At 51.9% G+C, this 18,447-nt stretch carries 24 protein-coding genes; 10 read left to right on the top strand and 14 right to left on the bottom strand.

The genetic code is table 11. The annotated features are described in order from the left end of the window. The 3 genes from CKL79_RS15250 to CKL79_RS15260 form a co-directional block, all read left to right on the top strand. Positions 1-402 (top strand): transposase (locus tag CKL79_RS15250; RefSeq protein WP_240518737.1); only part of this gene is annotated, 402 nt, incomplete at its 5' end. Positions 403-486: 84 nt separating this feature from the next. Further along, positions 487-2,280 (top strand): AIPR family protein, encoded by a 1,794-nt coding sequence (locus tag CKL79_RS15255; protein ID WP_121970443.1) that lies wholly within the window; start codon positions 487-489, stop codon positions 2,278-2,280. Positions 2,281-2,512: 232 nt separating this feature from the next. Then, positions 2,513-2,938, top strand: a complete 426-nt coding sequence (locus CKL79_RS15260) for a hypothetical protein (RefSeq protein WP_121970444.1) — start codon at positions 2,513-2,515, stop codon at positions 2,936-2,938. A gap of 15 nt (positions 2,939-2,953) precedes the next feature. On the opposite strand, the gene CKL79_RS15265 is transcribed toward CKL79_RS15260, so the two are convergent. Then, the gene (locus tag CKL79_RS15265) at positions 2,954-3,238 is read right to left on the bottom strand and encodes a hypothetical protein (protein ID WP_121970445.1); all 285 of its coding nucleotides are present in this window, start codon (positions 3,236-3,238) and stop codon (positions 2,954-2,956) included. After that, positions 3,228-3,524 carry a BrnT family toxin gene (locus tag CKL79_RS15270; protein ID WP_121970488.1) on the bottom strand — a complete coding sequence of 99 codons (297 nt, stop codon included), beginning with the start codon at positions 3,522-3,524 and terminating at the stop codon, positions 3,228-3,230. The genes CKL79_RS15265 and CKL79_RS15270 overlap by 11 nt, the downstream gene beginning before the upstream one ends. Before the next feature lie 457 nt (positions 3,525-3,981). On the opposite strand from CKL79_RS15270, the gene hemL reads away from it, so the two are divergent. Then, positions 3,982-5,283, top strand: coding sequence for a glutamate-1-semialdehyde 2,1-aminomutase (gene hemL, locus CKL79_RS15275; RefSeq protein ID WP_121970446.1), 1,302 nt, complete (start codon positions 3,982-3,984; stop codon positions 5,281-5,283). Positions 5,284-5,373: 90 nt separating this feature from the next. Further along, the gene (locus CKL79_RS15280; protein WP_121970447.1) at positions 5,374-6,135 is read left to right on the top strand and encodes a HEAT repeat domain-containing protein; all 762 of its coding nucleotides are present in this window, start codon (positions 5,374-5,376) and stop codon (positions 6,133-6,135) included. A 27-nt stretch (positions 6,136-6,162) separates the two neighbouring features. Here CKL79_RS15280 and CKL79_RS15285 read toward each other — a convergent pair whose 3' ends face one another. Next, positions 6,163-6,738, bottom strand: coding sequence for a Uma2 family endonuclease (locus CKL79_RS15285; RefSeq protein ID WP_121970448.1), 576 nt, complete (start codon positions 6,736-6,738; stop codon positions 6,163-6,165). 180 nt (positions 6,739-6,918) lie between these two features. Between CKL79_RS15285 and CKL79_RS15290 the strand changes: the two genes are divergently transcribed. The 3 genes from CKL79_RS15290 to CKL79_RS15300 all read left to right on the top strand — a co-directional run bounded on the left by CKL79_RS15290 (position 6,919) and on the right by CKL79_RS15300 (position 9,461). After that, a complete protein-coding gene (locus CKL79_RS15290) occupies positions 6,919-8,715 on the top strand; it encodes a sodium:solute symporter family protein (protein WP_121970489.1) in 1,797 nt (598 codons plus the stop codon). Positions 8,716-8,781: 66 nt separating this feature from the next. Then, entirely contained in the window at positions 8,782-8,961 is a 180-nt protein-coding gene (locus tag CKL79_RS15295; RefSeq protein WP_121970449.1) for a hypothetical protein, read from the top strand. Then, positions 8,961-9,461, top strand: a complete 501-nt coding sequence (locus CKL79_RS15300) for a GNAT family N-acetyltransferase (protein WP_240518880.1) — start codon at positions 8,961-8,963, stop codon at positions 9,459-9,461. Before CKL79_RS15295 ends, CKL79_RS15300 begins: the two co-directional genes overlap by 1 nt. A 30-nt stretch (positions 9,462-9,491) precedes the next feature. On the opposite strand, the gene CKL79_RS15305 is transcribed toward CKL79_RS15300, so the two are convergent. From CKL79_RS15305 to ebsA, 5 genes are all read right to left on the bottom strand, one after another. Further along, positions 9,492-9,983, bottom strand: coding sequence for a YajQ family cyclic di-GMP-binding protein (locus tag CKL79_RS15305; RefSeq protein ID WP_121970450.1), 492 nt, complete (start codon positions 9,981-9,983; stop codon positions 9,492-9,494). Between the two features lie 30 nt (positions 9,984-10,013). Continuing rightward, on the bottom strand, positions 10,014-10,445 hold the full coding sequence (locus tag CKL79_RS15310; RefSeq protein WP_205879110.1) for an MAPEG family protein: 432 nt from the start codon (positions 10,443-10,445) through the stop codon (positions 10,014-10,016). A gap of 39 nt (positions 10,446-10,484) precedes the next feature. Further along, positions 10,485-11,000: a DNA recombination-mediator protein A gene (locus CKL79_RS15315; RefSeq protein WP_121970451.1), complete on the bottom strand. Its 516-nt coding sequence runs from the start codon at positions 10,998-11,000 to the stop codon at positions 10,485-10,487. Between the two features lie 162 nt (positions 11,001-11,162). Continuing rightward, a complete protein-coding gene (locus CKL79_RS15320; RefSeq protein WP_240518881.1) occupies positions 11,163-12,272 on the bottom strand; it encodes a phosphotransacetylase family protein in 1,110 nt (369 codons plus the stop codon). Positions 12,273-12,746: 474 nt separating this feature from the next. Continuing rightward, positions 12,747-13,121 carry a type IV pilus biogenesis protein EbsA gene (gene ebsA / locus CKL79_RS15325; protein ID WP_121970452.1) on the bottom strand — a complete coding sequence of 125 codons (375 nt, stop codon included), beginning with the start codon at positions 13,119-13,121 and terminating at the stop codon, positions 12,747-12,749. Between the two features lie 370 nt (positions 13,122-13,491). On the opposite strand from ebsA, the gene CKL79_RS15330 reads away from it, so the two are divergent. Further along, a complete protein-coding gene (locus CKL79_RS15330) occupies positions 13,492-14,883 on the top strand; it encodes a glycosyltransferase family 2 protein (RefSeq protein ID WP_121970453.1) in 1,392 nt (463 codons plus the stop codon). Here the strand turns inward: CKL79_RS15330 and CKL79_RS15335 are convergent. The 3 genes from CKL79_RS15335 to CKL79_RS15345 are packed head-to-tail and all read right to left on the bottom strand — an operon-like array spanning position 14,880 to position 16,266. Beyond that, positions 14,880-15,665, bottom strand: a complete 786-nt coding sequence (locus CKL79_RS15335; RefSeq protein ID WP_121970454.1) for a tryptophan-rich sensory protein — start codon at positions 15,663-15,665, stop codon at positions 14,880-14,882. The genes CKL79_RS15330 and CKL79_RS15335 overlap by 4 nt on opposite strands. A 45-nt stretch (positions 15,666-15,710) precedes the next feature. After that, positions 15,711-15,977, bottom strand: coding sequence for a type II toxin-antitoxin system YhaV family toxin (locus tag CKL79_RS15340; RefSeq protein ID WP_121970455.1), 267 nt, complete (start codon positions 15,975-15,977; stop codon positions 15,711-15,713). Next, positions 15,937-16,266, bottom strand: coding sequence for a type II toxin-antitoxin system PrlF family antitoxin (locus CKL79_RS15345; protein ID WP_121970456.1), 330 nt, complete (start codon positions 16,264-16,266; stop codon positions 15,937-15,939). Before CKL79_RS15345 ends, CKL79_RS15340 begins: the two co-directional genes overlap by 41 nt. A 295-nt stretch (positions 16,267-16,561) precedes the next feature. Here CKL79_RS15345 and CKL79_RS15350 point away from each other — a divergent pair, with 295 nt between their 5' ends. Then, a complete protein-coding gene (locus CKL79_RS15350; RefSeq protein ID WP_121970457.1) occupies positions 16,562-17,095 on the top strand; it encodes a DUF4149 domain-containing protein in 534 nt (177 codons plus the stop codon). A 42-nt stretch (positions 17,096-17,137) separates the two neighbouring features. Here the strand turns inward: CKL79_RS15350 and CKL79_RS15355 are convergent, their stop codons facing one another. The 3 genes from CKL79_RS15355 to CKL79_RS15365 all read right to left on the bottom strand — a co-directional run bounded on the left by CKL79_RS15355 (position 17,138) and on the right by CKL79_RS15365 (position 18,321). Continuing rightward, entirely contained in the window at positions 17,138-17,428 is a 291-nt protein-coding gene (locus CKL79_RS15355; protein WP_121970458.1) for a TMEM165/GDT1 family protein, read from the bottom strand. Between the two features lie 45 nt (positions 17,429-17,473). Beyond that, positions 17,474-17,854, bottom strand: coding sequence for a TMEM165/GDT1 family protein (locus tag CKL79_RS15360; protein WP_121970459.1), 381 nt, complete (start codon positions 17,852-17,854; stop codon positions 17,474-17,476). Between the two features lie 83 nt (positions 17,855-17,937). Then, positions 17,938-18,321 carry a YkgJ family cysteine cluster protein gene (locus CKL79_RS15365; protein ID WP_121970460.1) on the bottom strand — a complete coding sequence of 128 codons (384 nt, stop codon included), beginning with the start codon at positions 18,319-18,321 and terminating at the stop codon, positions 17,938-17,940. Positions 18,322-18,447: the final 126 nt, after the last annotated feature.

Below are 18,447 nucleotides of genomic sequence, written 5' to 3' on the forward strand. Positions count from 1 at the left end.
CGAGGCTTTGATGCCATCTTTGCACAGACCTTCGAGGACAATGCGCCCTTAAACGCGGTGCTCAAGCAGTTTACCAACCACAAGGCAGAACTCCTGCGCGTCCTGGAGATGCCAGCGCTGCCTTTGCATACCAATGCCGCTGAATCTGATATTCGCGAGATGGTCACTCGTCGTAAGATTAGTGGCACCACTCGCCATGACTTGGGCAGGCAGGCGCGTGACACCTTTGTCGGCCTCAAAAAAACCTGTCGCAAGCTGGGCTTTTCGTTCTGGCAATATTTGACCTCCAGGCTCAAACACGATGACACTGTTCCCTTGTTGCCTGATGTCATTAGACAAAGAGCGGCTCAGGCAACGGCTCAGGCCCTGCCTGCTGAGTCGGCTTGTTTTGTTGCAAGCTAAAACAAGCTTGCCTTCTACCAGCGGTTATTGAGCTATTGCGATTCGTGTACGTATTAGTCTAAAGAGTATCTAACTGGTACAGCTATGGCTTTTGTAAAAGATATAAGAATCGCAGATAATGCAACTCCGGCTGCAGCTACATCTCATATTGTTGCCAAACGCCTTGGCAAATCATTTAGAGAGAGATTCCAAGCCTTCATACACAAACGCGAATGTAAGTCCAGTCAGGTTGATTATGAGATCAAAATGGCTAGTAGAGCTATAGCTGCATTTTCAATATATAACTTGGCTGTAGTAGATGATGCTACGGCTGGACAAAGTGTATGTGATAGTTCTGAAGATGGTGGCATTGATGCTTTATGCGTCAATCACAGTGAAAAAAGAGTTGTAGTAGTTCAGTCAAAATTCAACCAAAAAGGTAGTAGTACCTGGACAAAAGACGATTTTCTTGCATTCAAGGATGCATGCGAAAAACTTCAGCGAGAAGAATATTCTCGATTTGATCAAATTTTGCGACAAATGGCTAGTGATATAGAAATCGGCCTTGAATCTCAAAATTATAAATTTTTATTTGTAATGGCGCACACAGGGAAGCGTGGTGCTGCCGAGGCAATTCTAGGTGATATGCAAAGGTGGCAAGATGAACTAAATTCAGCAGCTCTTGCCCCCGAAAATACCCCGCAGGATGATCTTCCGTTTCAAGTACATCTTGTCTCTGCCGAAGATTTGACAGAGTGGCTACAAACTGGAACACACGTAAATATCGATCTTGATGACGTTGAAATAGAAAACTATGGGGAAAAAACCGAGCCACACCTAGCATTCTATGGACAAATCAGCGGCGACCAAATATCAGAGTGGTGGGAAGCTCATGGAACTCGTCTATTTGCGAAAAACATAAGAAACCTACTGGGCAGTACAGACGTTAACGAGTCAATTAGAAATACTGCCACCAATAATCCAGAGATGTTCTGGTATTACAACAACGGAATTACGTTGTTAGTTTCAGACATATCGCCGCATCGCCGCAATGCCAATAGAGACACCACAAAAGGGACGTTTAAATTTTCGAATGTGAGTGTCATCAATGGTGCTCAAACCGTCAGCACCATTGGCCATATATTTAAAAACATTTCTGAAGAGAACAATACTCTCGCTCAGATAAAAATTCCCGCAAGGTTCATCAAGGTCGCTGACATTGAAAATGCAGAAGTTGCTACGGCTATCACTAAAGCAAATAATCATCAAAATAGAGTTCTAGGAAGAGACTTCGCCTCACAACATACTGAGCAGTTAAGAATTTCAAAAGAACTTGCTGTTGAGAATTATCAATACCAACTGCTAAGAACAGCTGGTCAAAGCATTCATATTGATGCAAATACTATCGATTTAGACGAGGCACTTGATGGGTTAGCATGCTTGACCATGTCGGCATCTGTTATTGCCGCATTGAAAGATAAAAGAGGACGATTCTTCGAGAACTTAGATGGCTCTTTCTATAAAAGTGTTTTTAACCCTACAACTTCAGGCATCAAGGTGATCAATTCTGTTATTCACACTCGTATGATTGAGCGACTTGTAAATGCTAAGATGAGCGCAACAGACAAAAATACGCATAGAAAACGCCGCCTTATTATTACTCATGCTAATAGAGTAATGACAGCTCTTCTTTTGAATAGAGTGAGTAACATAGCAACTGCTACAGAGTTAATTTTGCCGAATGAAGAGCTTCTATCAGAGAAACTCGATCTAATTGTTAACGAAGTTGAGCAATATATTGAAACAAACTATACAAATGCTTATCCGGCAAGATTCTTTGTAAATGTTGCAAAGGTCGACGAGATACTCAATGCATTGAACGATAAGCTGCAGAGCTAACAAGATCAAGCACATAGCTCACCTCGGCCACATAGCCCTCATGCTGAATATGTTTAACAGTTGCCATTCTTGGTGCTCTCCCCAGGCTCTAAATCACAATCTTTTAAAAATTTGCGTATCTGTTTGATATAAGGCGTCTTCAGCCCTCACATATGCCATATGAGAACACACCAGCAATTTTAGCTCTCAGCACCGTTAAAATTGAGGAGCTATTACAGGTTGAATTAGACCTATGGTTATGCAGCGCGTAGAAATTGAGCTACCCGAATCTGTGTATCGGCAACTCGCCCGGATTGCCGAGGAAACGGCGCAGCCAATTGCGACGCTTGCCGCTCAAAGCGTGATTAGCAACCTTCCGCCCTCTGTGGAAGATACCCTGCCCGAACTGAGAGCAGAGCTGCTTAAGTTGCAAACGCTAGCAACCGAAGACCTGCTAAGGGTGGCTCAATCTGAAGTAGGCCCAGCCGACCATGTGCGACAAGTAGAACTGTTAGAAAAACATGAAGACGGTCAATTGACGGAGCCAGAGCGCCAGGAACTATCAACGCTCAGACAATCGGCTGATCGGCTGATGCTACGTAAGGCATATGCTTGGTCAATCCTACGATGGCGAGGCCAAAGCTTGCCTTCGCTGCAAGAGTTGCCAATTCCGCAATGAGCATTCCTAGCAACTTTATCCTTTCACGACTTCGTTGAGAGCCGCTTGAATCACGTCATCACCGACACCGCGACGTTTCAAACTGTCAATCAAGGACGAGAGGGTGTCGTTCTCCAGGCGTTCCATATCGGTACGTAGCCCTTGACCGATATATGTCCGCGCAAGCGGCTGATAGCCAGAAAACCCCAAGATAGGGGCTATACGCTTTAAGTCTTCAATCACATCCTCAGGCATCCGAATCGTGACTGTAGTCATCGGGCGATCGCGCTTAAGTCGCTTTTTGAGAGCATCAGGCTTCATAGTATTCACGCTCCTTTCGGGTAGCTTCGCGGGCAGAGACAATACGGATGTAGTCATCTTCGCGTTCAACAAACACAACAAACAAGAGGTTCCACCTTTTGTCTAGAGCAACGACAGCATCCCTGGCTTCATCGTTGCGACTGGCATCAATGACGACCAATAGCGGATCGAAGAAGGCTTCTGCGGCTTGAGGAAAGGTGATGCCGTCATGTTTGAGCGGATTGGCTCTTGCCTTCTCCTCATTCCAAACGAAAGCAATGCCGTTGAGTGGAAAGTACACATCCATAAGGTGCATTATAGGTAAACGTATTTATATTGTAAATACGTTTGTATCGCAGTTCATCAAGCTGTCAAACTTACTGATGCCCCTCATCAACGAGTCAAAGCAATACCTGTGAACTAGCGAAAAACGGGGTTTTCGAGACGATTAACAGCCTAGGTCTTTAGCCGGCTTTTATTCAGCTTTGGCACAGCCATATTTCAACCTCCTCTTGAACTGATCAACCTCACAGTGCCCTATGAGAACACGCCAGCCATTTTGGTTCTTAGCGTTGCGCTCTACATTCCTTAACACCGTGAAACAAGCCGGAAGGACACGCTAGGATAAAAAATACTGCTTAGCGTCAGCCTATTCAGGCAGCGACTCAGATACAGACCATTTGCTAGACAAAACTTGTCACAGCGTGAGCAGACTTAGCCCTGCCAGCGACTAACCCCCTTTTTTTAACCGCAAGGAGCGCGTTTTGGTTACCACCACGACCCTAAAAACGACCAAATCTAACGAAATCTTTTCCGCCGCCCAGTCGCTGATGCCCGGTGGCGTCAGTTCACCCGTGCGGGCGTTTCGCTCAGTAGGCGGTCAGCCCATCGTCTTCGACCACGTCAAAGGCGCTTACGTTTGGGATGTTGACGACAACAAATATATTGACTACGTCGGCACCTGGGGGCCAGCCATCTGCGGCCATGCCCACCCAGAAGTAATCGCCGCGCTCAAAGCCGCAATCGATAAAGGCACCAGCTTTGGCGCGCCCTGCTATTTAGAAAACGTGCTAGCCGAAGCCGTGATCGACGCCGTGCCCAGCGTTGAAATGGTGCGCTTCGTCAACTCCGGCACAGAAGCTTGCATGGCCGTTCTCCGCCTGATGCGGGCCTTCACCGGTCGCAATAAACTTGTCAAATTTGAAGGCTGCTACCACGGCCACGCCGACATGTTTTTGGTCAAAGCCGGTTCTGGTGTAGCCACACTGGGCCTGCCCGACTCCCCCGGCGTCCCCAAAGCCGCCACTGCCGACACGCTAAATGCGCCCTACAACAACTTAGAAGCAGTCAAAAAGCTCTTTGCCGAAAATCCCGGAGAAATTGCTGGCGTTATTCTAGAGCCCGTAGTTGGCAACTCTGGCTTTATCACGCCCGATGCCGGTTTCTTAGAGGGCCTAAGAGAAATCACCCGCGAAAACGACGCGCTGCTGGTATTTGATGAAGTGATGACCGGCTTCCGCATTGCCTACGGCGGTGCCCAGCAGAAGTTTGGCGTCACCCCTGACCTGACCACGATGGGCAAAGTAATTGGCGGCGGCTTGCCCGTTGGAGCCTACGGCGGTCGGCGAGAAATCATGGAGATGATTGCCCCAGCAGGCCCGGTCTATCAGGCTGGAACGCTCTCTGGCAATCCGCTGGCGATGACAGCGGGCATCAAAACGCTGGAGATTTTGCGTCGTCCTGGCGCTTATGAGCAGCTAGAGCAGATTACCCACAAGCTCAGCCAGGGACTTTTGACGGCAGCGCGTGAAGCGGGTCACGAAGTCACAGGCGGCAACATCAGCGCCATGTTTGGCATGTTCTTTACCAGCGAGCCCGTTCACAACTACGACGAGGCGAAGAAGTCTGATCTCGAAAAGTTCAGCCGCTTCCACCGAGGTATGTTAGAAAACGGCGTATACCTGGCCCCCTCTCAGTTTGAAGCCGGATTTACTTCCCTGGCTCACACCGATGAGGACATCGAGAATACGCTGGCCGCCGCTCGTCGCGTACTATCTGAGATTTAGAATGTAATAAGGTGGGGGCAGATGGCTGCCCCTACAGAGGACTAAAGGGTTTTGTGAGGCAGCAGGCGACCAGTGGACATGCCAGCGAATATGTATGATGACGAGCTAGCAGTATTAGATGCTGAGGTCGGTCGGGAGAGCCCGTTTGATCCGTTGGATGCGATCGCCCCCCTCGGCGAAGACGAAGCACCCAAGCCTAATGCCGACAACATGCTGCTGCTGCTCCACCACCCCGACCAGCAGCAGCGGATGCTCGGTGCCCGCGCCTTTTGCGAAATTGAAGACCCGCGCTCTATTCCCTTTTTGATCGGCATGTTAGCCGACCCTTGCCCGCTAGTCAGGGTGAGCACAGCCTACGCGCTAGGCCGTAACACTAGCCCAATGGCCATTGACCCACTGATTGCTCAGTTTCACCGCGACTGGAATGGCTATGCCCGCAAAGGCATTGTCTGGGCGCTGGGCAATACTCGCGACGCCCGTGCCGTTAGCACCCTGTGTAACGCCTTAAAAACTGACATTTCCGCCGTCCGCCTGTGGGCCGCTAGCGCCCTGGGACAAACACCCAAAATCGACTACGCATCCATGATCAAAGCCGTGCCACCGCTGATTGGCGGTCTGCGCCGAGACGACGTGTCGGCGGTGCGCAGCAACTGCGCCTGGGCGATTGGGCAAATTTGTACTGAGCTGCCTTCAAACGTTGTCTATGCCACTGCGGTTGACGCGCTGATTGAAGCTTTCGCCGAAGATGAAGAGCTGGGCGTCAAAGAAGATGCTCGCGCGGCTATTTTGAGCATTGGCGATTCGCGCGGTTTGCAGGTGATTGAGGAAATTGAGCAGGATGGTTACTTTTAGGCTGTGAGCCCAAACCGTAGCAGCCGGTCAGGTTATTTGCAGTACCTGACCGGCTGTCAGGTCAAGCTGCGGGAAAGTAGCCGACTCGATCCGCTGCTGCCCTGTGAAAACAGCCTCCTCATATAGCCCGTCTACCAGCACCAGGATGATTATATGAGCCTGCTTCGGATCGACTACCCAGTATTCAAGAATGCCTCGCGCTGCGTACTCTGATCGCTTGTAGCGATAATCGCGATCTTGATTTTTCTTGCCTGGAGAAACAATCTCTACGACTATCTGGGGGGAAGGCATATCAGCGCGGACGAGACCACGCGACGCGCCTTTCATAGCCTCATCAAGCTCTTCAGTTAGCAGCATGATGTCGGGAATGCGAACCGTAGCCCCAGAACCGCTGGTTTCGATTTCGGTGGCCCACCGGAGCAAAGATCGAGGCACAAACTCACCGAAAGCAAACAGTAAGAAAACGGCGATCGCCTGATTCAAATGACTTTCCGACGGCATCCTAATAATCTCTCCGTTTTCTAGCTCATAACGATGAGAATCCGAGCCGTCATCGTAGGTGAGATATTCTGCCAGCGTCCATCTTTTAGTAGCAACTGTCATGACGGCTATCCGTGATGCCCATTTGGGAAAAGGTATGTCTAGCCACTATAGCTTTGACTGCCCGGATCAATACAATGACGACTTTGCACATTTGTCTGCGTTGAAGAGCCGTGACAGAAATTTCTGTCTGGTGCGGTGGCGTGGCATGATCACAGCGACCTCTTTACGCAAGCTGCGCCTATGCAACCGATTGACTGGATAATTGTCATTGGCTATCTCATTCTGACGATGGTGCTGGGGGTGTATCTCTCTCGCAAAGCCTCGGGTAGCCTGGTGGACTTTTTCGTGTCGGGGCGATCGCTTCCCTGGTGGCTAGCGGGCACCAGCATGGCCGCGACTACGTTTTCGATTGATACGCCGCTCTACATTGCTGGGGTTGTGGGCAATCGCGGCATTGCAGGCAACTGGGAATGGTGGAGCTTTGGCATGGCCCATGTGGTGATGATCTACGTCTTTGCGCGGATGTGGCGGCGCTCTGAAATCGTCACCGATGCGGAGCTAACGGAGATGCGCTATGGCGGCAACACGGCGGCGGTGCTGCGAGGGGTCAAGGCTTTCTTATTTGCGGTACCCATTAACTGTATTGGCATTGGCTACGCGATGCTGGCGATGACTAAAGTGGTCGACGCGCTACAGCTATGGCAGAGTTTGGGCGTTGATCCGGGCGAAAATACCAATCTCAAGCTGTGGAGCGTGATCGGCATTAGCGTACTGGTGCTGTTCTACGCAGGGTTTTCTGGCCTGTGGGGCGTGGTGGCGACTGACTTTTTTCAGTTTTTTCTAGCGCTGTTTGGGGCGGTGGTGGTGGCGATCGCTGCAGTCAATTCACCGGAGATTGGAGGGATGCGATCGCTCGTCGATCAGTTCACAGCCGCAACCAATCCAGACATGCTCAGCTTTTTTCCGGTCAGCTTTAACGGCGGCATTCAGTGGAGCGCTCTGGCCGGGATTCCCTCCAGCACCTTCTTAGCCTACGTGCTGCTGCAGTGGTGGTCGTTTCGACGCAGCGACGGCGGCGGTGAATTTGTCCAGCGGCTGGCTGCTTCTAAAACAGAGGCCGAAGCTGAGAAAGCCGCCTGGTTTTTCAATATTTTGCACTACGTGGTTCGCACCTGGCCGTGGATTATCGTCGCTCTAGCAGCGGTCGTCCTGTACCCAGATTTAGCCGATCGGGAGCTGGGCTATCCCATTCTTATGCTCGACTATTTGCCGCCGATTATGCTGGGGCTGGTGGTGGCTTCACTGATTGCCGCATTCATGAGCACGGTGTCTACCTTGATTAACTGGGGCGCGTCGTATCTGACCAATGACCTCTACGGTCGGTTCATCAGCCCGGCAGCGACTCAGGCAGAGCTGGTGTTTGCCGGACGGGTGGCTTCGATTTTGGTGACGGTGTTGGGGGCGATGGCCGCTTTTATCGCAACCGATGTCGCCACCGTCTTCCGGCTGGTGATCGCCATTGGCACGGGTCCAGGGTTGGTGCTGATATTGCGCTGGTTCTGGTGGCGCATCAACGCGGCGGCTGAACTAGCGGCGATGGTGGGTGGCTTTATTGTGGGCCTGCTCACTAGCATTGTCCCGATTATCACTATCGAAGATTTTGGCCTGCGGCTGCTGGTCACCTCGGCGATTACCACCGTCTTTTGGGTCGCGGCCATGCTCCTGACCCCGCCCGAAAGCCCCGAAACGCTCGACCGCTTCTATACCAAGGTGCGGCCTGCTGGCCCTGGCTGGCAGCAGCAAAGGCAGCGAACGGGTCTACCGCCTCAGCAAAATCTAGGGCTCGACATTCAGCGGGTGCTAGCGGCGCTGCTGCTGCTTTTTGGCCTGATGTTCACCGTCGGTGGCTTTTTGCTCTTTCAGTCGCTCACAGGCTGGATATCGCTGATATCGGCGGTCATCGGCGGCTATTGGCTGCGGCAGCTCAACAAACGACCGGCCTTTCCGATGGGGCGACCTGGCACAGAAGATGGCTAGTCAACAGGTCGGAACTGGGCCTGTAGAATAGAGCTAACACCAATTTATACAACTTCGTTGACAGCTATGGGTTTCCTTCGTCAGTACATCGCTCCTCTATTCATCTTTCTGATTTTTGCAGTGGCTTTACTCGCTGTCAGCGCCCGCATTTTCTTGCCTAGCGATATGATGGCCCCGGCTCCCATTGAGCAACCCGTCTCTGTTTTGCCAGCCAATTCACCCGCCGCCGCTTCTCTACTCTCCTAGTGACCGACTGTCCTATCCCCGCCAACTATCGATTAGAGGCGGGTTCTTCACTAGATAGAGCCCGCCTCGTTAAGTTTATGCAGCGGGCCTACCGCGAACTAGGCGCAACTGATGCCAGCGCTCACCTGGCTGATACGGTAGAGCGCCATTTTTCGGCCAGCGCTCAGCTGTGGTGGCTGGTTGAGGCGCGGACAGCTGCCTTGCCTGCTGGTCTGCCAGGGACAAATCGACCTGAGCCCTCAGGCTGCTTATGGCTAGGAGAGGCTATCGACCAGCGCAGCGGACTCAAACAGGCCTACGTATTTTTGCTGTATGTAAATCCTGACCATCGCCAGCAAGGGCTCGGCACCGCCCTGATGCATCATGCTCATCAGTGGGCCGCTCAGCAGGGTTACCGTCAAATTGGTCTGCAAGTATTTGAAGATAATGCGTCTGCTCTAAAGCTGTACCGCAAGCTAGGCTACCGCTCTCAAGCCAGATGGATGTCTTTAGATATCTAACTGAATTCATTGCCAAAAGTGTAGAGCGCTCTAGCGATAGTTGTCAAATTGCAAAGCCATGGGCCAGTCTTCGGCTTTGATCAGGGCGATCGCCTCTTGCAAATCGTCTTTATCTTTAGCCGAGATGCGCACCGAGTCGCCCTGAATAGACGCCTGTACTTTCTTCAGGTTGTCTTTAATCAGCTTAGAAATTTTCTTAGCGTCTTCCTTTTCAATGCCTTTTTTTAGCTTGATCTCCTGCCGCACCCGGCTACCGCTAGCCGCATCTATATCGCCGAAGTCAAAAATTTTCATCGACAGGTTGCGCTTTGCGGCCTTGGTTTGCATGACCACATGCACCGCTCTCAGGGTCATGTCGCTGTCGGTTTCTACGTCGATGCTGTCTTCTTTGAGATCGAGCGTGGTCTTAGTATCTTTGAGGTCGTAGCGGCTTTTGACTTCGCGGCGGGTTTGGTCCAGGGCATTGACCAGTTCCTGGCGGTCGAAATCGCTGACAACATCAAAAGAATAAGTAGAAGCCATAGGGGGGCGGGTGATCGCGAACGTCAACTATTATACAAAAGCTGCCTGAATGCTGTTGAAATATAAAGAAAAAATGCTGCCCATGCTGATGGCCCAGGAGAGTGATCGCAAAATCGGCACATCAAAAATATAGAACGCAGCGTAGGCAATCCGGGCCGCTATGTAGATTAAGACAGTGCCCGCCACCTGCTCTGCGGGCAACCCTACCGTAAACGCCATCAGCGCGGCAGGCGCATAGAGAATAAACGACTCAAAAGAATTTTGGTGCGCCCAGGTCGCTCGCTTGGCATAGTCGGGCAGCTTATCGAGCATGGCCCGGGGCGCACCCATATCGTAGCCAGACTGCACCCGACCTACCCCCACTAGCAAAAAGGGCAAATAGATCAGGAGGGCGGCGATCGCAATACTACAAAGCAGCAAATTCGCCGGAGAAACAAACGGCAGAGAATACAAGATATCCACAAAATTCACAAAGGTTAGAACTGCTTGCCTGCATTGAGTCTAGTCAAAATAGAAGAGCGTCACAATCTTGCGCTGATCTTCTGCATCGTGACAGGTTTTGAGCAGCGTCGCACTGTCATGAAAAGCAAAGCAAATCAGCTGCTGGCAGCGAGAAATGATTTCCCGGTTGCACATAGCACTAGCATCGGCCAGCGGCAGCGTGTCATTCGCCTCATTTTCGACCAGATTGGTCACTAGCTCTAGCTGATCACGCGACTCACGCGGCTGCTTTCTTAAGCTCTGAGGCAAAATTACCGTCAATAGGTTGGGGTCGGCTCTCATCGCTCCCCGAATTGCCGCTGAGTTAGTGCCCGTTGCGCCAGAGGTGATCAGCCGATTGCCGCCCAGCACGAGGGCATAGCTCATCAGCTCAATGAGGTTTTGATGGGTGATCGGGACATGACGCGACCCCAAGATGGCAATGCGCTTTGAGCCAGACTGCTGAATCGTCGCCAGCTCTTGCAAAAAGTCATCTACCTTAACGGAATCAAGCGGATTTTCGACTGACTGACTCAATGGCTATCTCAGGGTAAAGGGCACACAAAAATAAACTATGCAATTCTACCAAACCCTTGAAAATTCTCATAAAGCCCTGTGGATTCAGTTCCCGATTCAAGGCGTTTAGTCTGACGATTAGTTTTGTCTGGGTTGTGTAGGCAACTGTCACACAGACAGCCATCAGGCAGTAACCGCCGGGCTCAGGCCCAAAGCATCCATCAGCCGCTGCGTGTCAAAGTGCTGCTCCATCAGGTAGCCAATGCACTCTACTTTAATCGGCTCATGCAGCCGTACCTGATCAAAAGCTTGGTCGATAATTTCGACAGTGGTTAGCGTATCTAAGTCTACCGAGAGAATCGGCACTTCCAGATCGCGCGCCCGGTCTAGTACGTCTTTGCGGGGAGACAGGCGACCGGTGAGGACTAAGCACTGAGTGGAGCTTTCGAGCGCGGCCATTTGGATATCGAAGCGATCGCCCCCCGTCACCACCACCATATTATGCGCCTGGTTAAAATAGCGCAGCGCCGAATTTGCATTCATAGCCCCAATCGAAATCTCTTCGACCATCATCTGATCGATCCGGCCAGGGCTATTAAGAATCTCAGCTTGCAGATGATGCACCAGCGCCTCTACACTCACACTGCGCATAATCGCCGTTCTCGGCAAAATGCCAAACACCCGAATATCGTGTCGTTCCAGGCATGCTTTTACCGGATTTAGCGCCGTTTCCATCAGCGCTGCAGGCACGTCGTTAATCACCACACCCAAAAGCTGATCCCCTAGCTTTTGCTTGGCTGCCAGCAGCTGATCGACAATCAGAGCCGATTGATAGCGCGCCACCAGCACCACCGACGCCTGGCTCATTTCAGCCATATCCAGCAGCGACAGGCCAAACAAAGTCCCTTCTGCTAAGTTGCCCGGCCCTTCGATTAGCAGAATGTCTTCGCCCTGGCTTGCCAAAACGCTTTCCACCTCCTGACGGTAGACCAGCTTTTCTTTAGAGAGCTGCTGCTGAATAGTCGCTTCATCCAGCGAAAATAGGGTGGGCCGCACTCGCTCAGCGCTCAATCCTAACGTGTGGCTAATAAAGCGGACATCTTCATCGAGCTGGTCAACCCCCTCGCTCGGGCAAGTGCCAATTGGCTTAGCATAGGCAATATCTAGCCCTTGAGCACGCATCTGCAGGGCCAGTCCCAATACGGTCGCTGACTTACCGCTGTATGCCTCAATTGACCCAATAAGCAAATGCTTAGCTGAGCGATCTGATATCCGGCTCGATGATTGGGGCACGCCTAACTCCTTAAACGATAGCTTTGGCCATACAGATGAGAGATCACTTGCATAAGCGTGACGCTCAGATGGCGGGTACGAATGACTTCAGAGAATAACCCAGCAAACAGCGCAGCGGTGATCCAAGCAGCGCGAAAACGCCATACATCCAAACATGGCAGACATAGCGCATCAGGCGATTCAGATACGCCTTTGCTATGCCGCGATATCTTTGACGCGATATCTTTGACGCGATATCTTTGAATATAGGGTAGCTGGTAGTTAAACCCAGATCATTCAATCATTCTGCCATGTTCACTACGGAGATGGGCGAGAAAATTAAAAGAGCCAACCAACCTGCGCTCATCGGGGTTAGCTAGCTCTCGAAGTGGGTCTTCATAATATTTGAGGTCATTTTGCCCTAATTCTATCGGGGCTCAGGCGGTGGCTCAGGACTGGTCAGTGGCTTCAGTGACGATAAATACCTGTGGCTATCTATGCGTCCATGCGCAGCAGCTTGCGGTAGAAGCTTTTATCAAAGTCAGGAACTTTTTCCTGGTTCATCAGGACGACGATACTGATTAAGAAGTCGACAAACTCGAAGGTTGCCAGGGTAATTTCGTAGGTAAGGTCAGCGTCACCGTCGAACTGCATGCGGCAGCGGGTAAGGTCAGCAGGCAGCATAGATACATTCCAGGTAGCTAAGAAAGGGATGCTGTCGGTGCCCTCAATTTCGCGCTCGCCCTCGATGTTACCTTGTTTGTAAAGGCCGATAGCGTAGGGCAAAGCGTTGCGTCTTTTGCCCTGATAGTACGGTAGATAAACGCTAGCTTCTGGCTTGGTAGCAGGCTGAATAGATTGAAGAGACATAGCTGCTGTGAACTTCCCTGATGGGTGCATGTGCAAATATATAGCATTGGTCACTTGGCTTCATGCCGCATTACTGGCTGTAAGCCATATACAGCAATAGGCAAAGTGCTCCACAAAGCGCGAATGCATCCGCGCTTTGCTGTAAATCTTGCCTCAGAATTCCCGCCTGTTCTAAGAATTGACCATCAGCGTTGCCTTTAACCTTGAGAAGGGCAGTCTGTAGTCCGGCGCTGAGGTAGCGATTCTGACGCTGAAATCGCTAGAAGATTGGGCGGATTTAGACGGTTGATTAACGGCAGGTCAGCACAGACGGCGAAGGGGGTATGGTTAAATTAAGATTATTTGTTAAGGGATCTAAACAAAACTAAGTATGTCAGATTTCGCCGAGCCCGATGTCTCTGAATTGGACCTGGAGTCTGATTTGGCCTTCGAGGTTGAACTGTTTAAGGGATATGCCGGACGACGGCTGAAGGCCGCGATCGCGCTGGTGACTCTCTGGGTGATTACCGCTTTGCTGCATAGCGTAGCCTGGGGTCACGGACTGGGGCTGCTTTTTGCCGGTCTGCTGAGCATTCAAGCGCTGCGAGTGATGTTCGCTAAGCCGTTAGCCGTACCGCAGCAACTGCCCTCTAGCCAAACCGATGACTCAGTTCAGCTAACGGCTCAAGAGCTGTCTGAGTGGCCCTATGTCTCTCTGCTGGTGGCCGCTAAAAATGAGGAGCGCGTCATCGGCAAACTGATCGAGTCTCTGCTGCACATTGACTATCCGGCGGCTCGCTACGACCTGTGGATTATCGATGACTACAGCACTGACCAAACGCCTCAGATACTCGACGATCTCGCCCGGCGCTATCCGCGGTTGCAGGTGGTGCATCGAGGCCCGGAGGCAGTGGGCGGCAAATCTGGCGCGCTTAACCTGGTGTGGCCTAAAACTCAGGCTGATATCCTGGCCGTATTTGATGCGGATGCTCATGTGCCGGGTGATCTGTTGCGTCATGTGGTGCCTTTGTTTGACCCAGCGCTGGGCTATGCGAAGGTTGGGGCGGTGCAGGTACGTAAGGCGATCGCCAATGTCAGAACCAATTTTTGGACGCGCGGCCAAAAGGCAGAGATGGCCCTCGATAGCTACATGCAGGAGCGGCGGATTGCAGTCGGCGGCATCGGTGAGCTGCGCGGTAATGGTCAGTTTGTGCGGCGGAGCGCTCTAGCCCAGTGCGGCGGTTGGAATGAAGAGACGATTACCGACGACCTGGATTTGACCATTCAGCTCCATCTGCAGCAGTGGGATATTGGGCTATTGTTCACGCCAGCGGTGGAAGAAGAAGGCGTGACCAGTGCCCTATCGCTCTGGCATCAGCGCAACCGCTGGGCAGAAGGCGGCTTTCAGCGCTACTTAGACTACTGGCGGCAGCTTGCTCAAAATCGCCTGGGCTGGAGAAAATCAATTGATATGGCCAGTTTTTGGGTGATTCAGTACATGATGCCGGCGGTGGCGCTGCCCGATGTGGCGATCGCCCTGGCTCGTCATCGTCTACCGATATTTGGCCCCGTCACGGCTCTCACCGTAGCGATGTCTGGCATCGGCATGTTTACGACCCTACGCCGGGCTGAACAAACCTCTATCTTTAGCGCGGCTATTCAAACTGTGCGGGGGACGCTGTACATGCTGCACTGGGTGCTGGTGATTGCCACGATGGCTATGCGGATCTCAGTGCGCCCCAAGCGATTGAAATGGGTGAAGACCATACACGGCGACAGCTAAGTCGGTTCTGAGGTGCGTCGCCCTGCCGTCATAATTCGCACGATCACAACGCTCAGGCCGACGGACAAGGCGACCCCGAGACCGGCCAGCAGCAGATTGCCGGACTGACGCACGGCGATCGCGCTCAAGGCCCAAACGGTCACAGCAGGGTAGAACGCATCTCCATACTTCAAGGCTACTATCGCCGCCAGTCCGGCGCTGACTGCCATCATTACCGCCGTCAGCCCGACTGAGCCTGCAAATACGGTTGACCAGACAGCGGGTAGGCTAATGATCAGCGCCGATGAGATATTGACGACGGCTGCCACGGTAATCCAGCCGAAGTAGACGCTGATAGGCGCTCTCAGCAGCCAGCGCACGGCGCGATTAGGCCGCACTGAGCGGGTTTGCACATAGGCCGCTATCAGACAGGCCAGAATGCCCAGCATCAGCACCACCGATAGCCAAAAGCGAGCGGTCAAAAAGGCATACACCCACAGAATTTGCAGCAGACAAGCGCCGATCACCGCCCAGGAAACTTGAGAAATCGCCGGTTGCTGTCGCTGAGCGGGCAAAGCCTGATAGAGGCTGAAGGCAATCAGCCCGACGTAGATTAGCCCCCAAATTGCAAAGGCGTAGCCAGCGGGCGTAATCAGCACATCGGCAAAAGTCGTGTTTGAGACTTCACCAATGTTTTTTCCAGCGGGCGGATAAAAGTTTGAGAGGGCGTTGATGGCGATCGCCAGGAGCACTGCCGCCACAGTCAGCCACTGCCGCCCCCTTGATCCAATTATTTTTTGCATTGACATCTCCCGATACAGCCTGACGAATCTCAAACGAGCAAAACCCTAAAGCTGATCCATGATTTTCTCCAGACGGCAGCTCTCAGATTGAGCCGCGCTCAGCAAGTCATCCCAATCATTAGGCGGATTGCCGCGCTCAATCATCTTTTTGAAAAGTCGATAGGCGTCTGTTTTGCTATCGTACGCCCACTTGGTCTCAGGATCATTCACCCAGCCAAAGACAATGACCTTGCTCTCCAGGTGATATCGAAAAAATAGACGATACTGCTGACTACTCGTCCTCGCCTGGAAGTGGCGCGTTGAGTTCTCCAGTCTCGATGTTAGCTAGTAAAGACTTCAATCGATCTACCCATTCAGCGCTGATAGGCTTCAGGTTTTGAGGGTTTTGTTCAATGTCTTTAGCCAGGAAAGCTAAAAACTTTTCCAGGACGGGGTCTTCTTCTTCAGCGCGCGCTATGTAGACTTTGCCATCTGCGCCGATGTGGTAGGCAATTTTGTCTTGCTTGCTGAGCCCGAGCGCCTTACGAACGGAGCTAGGGACAGTCGTTTGATATCGGTCGGTCAGTGTTGATTCGGCGACAGCGAATAGGGTCTCAGTCATGGTGGCACTGCGGTTATAGGCTTTACTACTTAGTCAATAGTAATGCATTTGCATTGCCGAAGCTAAGGTTTCGAGTAAGTATTCCTTTGAAAGAGGGGCTTCACCATCACGCCGCATCACAACCTCAGCAGCAGGCGTCGAGCCTCAACTTCAAGCAGTGCTGCCGAGTTCTTAAAAAGCATTAAGCGATGCAAAATTATTTTTAGCCAGTTAGTTTTTTAGCAAGAAATGTTCACGGGAGAGGCAGGTTACTTTCGCTAAGGTGAAAGTAGCTATTAAACCTTGGGAAATCGTAATGATGACCACTTCTAAACTCTCTTTGAGACAGTTTAATTGGGATGCTTTAGTCCTTTTGATTGTGACTTTTTGGCTGAGCAGCAGCGCCCTTTTAGACTTTTTGCTAATGCCGGTGATGTACGAATCTGGCATGATGAAAGGCCCCGAGTTTGCCACTGCCGGGTACAGCATTTTTGGGATCTTTAACCGGGTAGAGCTGCTCTGCGCCGCTGCGATTTTGGCGGGTTTGCTGGCACTGCGTCAGCGTCGCGGGCAGTTTGATGTGGTTGCTAGCGGTTCTCAGAGCCGATGGGCTTTGATGATCAGCGGCGCGTTGCTGGCGATCGCTTTCATCTACACCTATGTTCTTACGCCTCATATGGGCGCACTCGGTCTCGACTTGAGCGGCTCTTTCGGCGGCCAAGCTCAGCCCATGCCTCGGGCAATGAGCTACCTACATGCTTTTTACTGGGGGCTAGAAGCCGTCAAACTGATTGCGGCTGGCTGGCTGGTGAAGCTTTGCTACCGCGACGTAGCAGCTACGTTCGAGTAACCTACGGTGCGAATCCGACGCTAGATATTTTCAACCTGATCGCTAGTCTTCGCTGGGCGTTTCACTCTCAGGCCACAGTAGTCGGACTGCCAGTAGACCAAAGCCAATCGCCGCTACGCCTTTAACGATTTTGTCTGGCAGCAGCAAGGCGGTGCTTTCTCCCAGCAACACACCGATCAAGGTGGCGAGCAGCAGGGCACTAGCGGTGCCAAAGAAGACGGCTTTCGGCGAAGACGACGATCCGCCAAGGGCGATCACCGCTAGCTGACTCTTATCGCCCAGCTCTGAAATGAAGACCGCTGTAAAGCTGATTAGCAGAAGCTGAAAATCCATACTCTCTCAATGCATAGGAACGTAATCTTCAGATGTAGGACATACTCACTGCCCGACAATATCGCCGATTAGCCCAATCGTAATCAGCAGCAGCAAAATTCCAGCACAAGTGTCCAGCGTATCTGAAGACACGCGCTTAGCTAGCCACCGCCCGAGCAGCACACCTACCAAGCTTGTAGCAATCAGCGCTAGACCTGCCCCTACAAATACCGTCAGCGGCGACTGCGATCCTGCACTCATCAATAGAATAGTGACCTGGGTCTTGTCGCCTAGCTCCGCCAAAAAAATGGTGACGAATGTGGATAGAAACACGCTCCAAAACACGCTAGGCGGCTGAATCGCCGATTCAGTTAGCTCATCAGGTTCATCAGCAGCTAACGGGTCTTCAGAAGTTCTGGAGGAAGCTGAGTCGGAAGAAGAGACCATACGAGCAATTTCATATTTGTTTCATTATCTGCAAAGCTGTCCGCGATCGCAATCTCAATGAGCAAGTTAGCCGCCTATGCGGATCAATCTTCAGCCGTTAGCTCAATCACCCTACTGTCTACGCCTACCGCCTGATAAAACCGGGTCATCTCCTCGCTGTGGCTACCGTAAATGCCGGTGATCTGCTGCTCGCAGCATTCTATGGCAAAGTCATTTAGCTCTGCAGGGGCTACATCATAGAGGTGCTCAAAGGTCTTGGGCTCCACCCGGCAAAAGTTGGGCCGCTGGTCGTAAATGCGGCATTCGCGCTGCGCCACATCGTAGTGAATGCACCAGCCGTCTTTGCCAACCATGCTCATATAGAGCGCTAGCTCAGCAGGGGTGAGATAGTCGTCGAGGTCGGGGCGGTCTGCTGGGTCAAGCTGGCAGCAGGCACCGCAATTTTTAACACACTGCCAGGTAGCCATAAGGTCTCAATAGATAACATTGCATAGAAAGGAAGCTTGCTATAAGGTATCGTACCCCGCTCCGCGATGCGCTTTCTCAGCGCAGCAACGAGGGCTAAAACGCATGAGAAAGGGGGCTCCTAGAAC

The sequence above is a fragment of the Leptolyngbya sp. BC1307 genome, assembly GCF_002286735.1.
In the GTDB taxonomy this organism is placed as follows: domain Bacteria; phylum Cyanobacteriota; class Cyanobacteriia; order Phormidesmidales; family Phormidesmidaceae; genus Phormidesmis.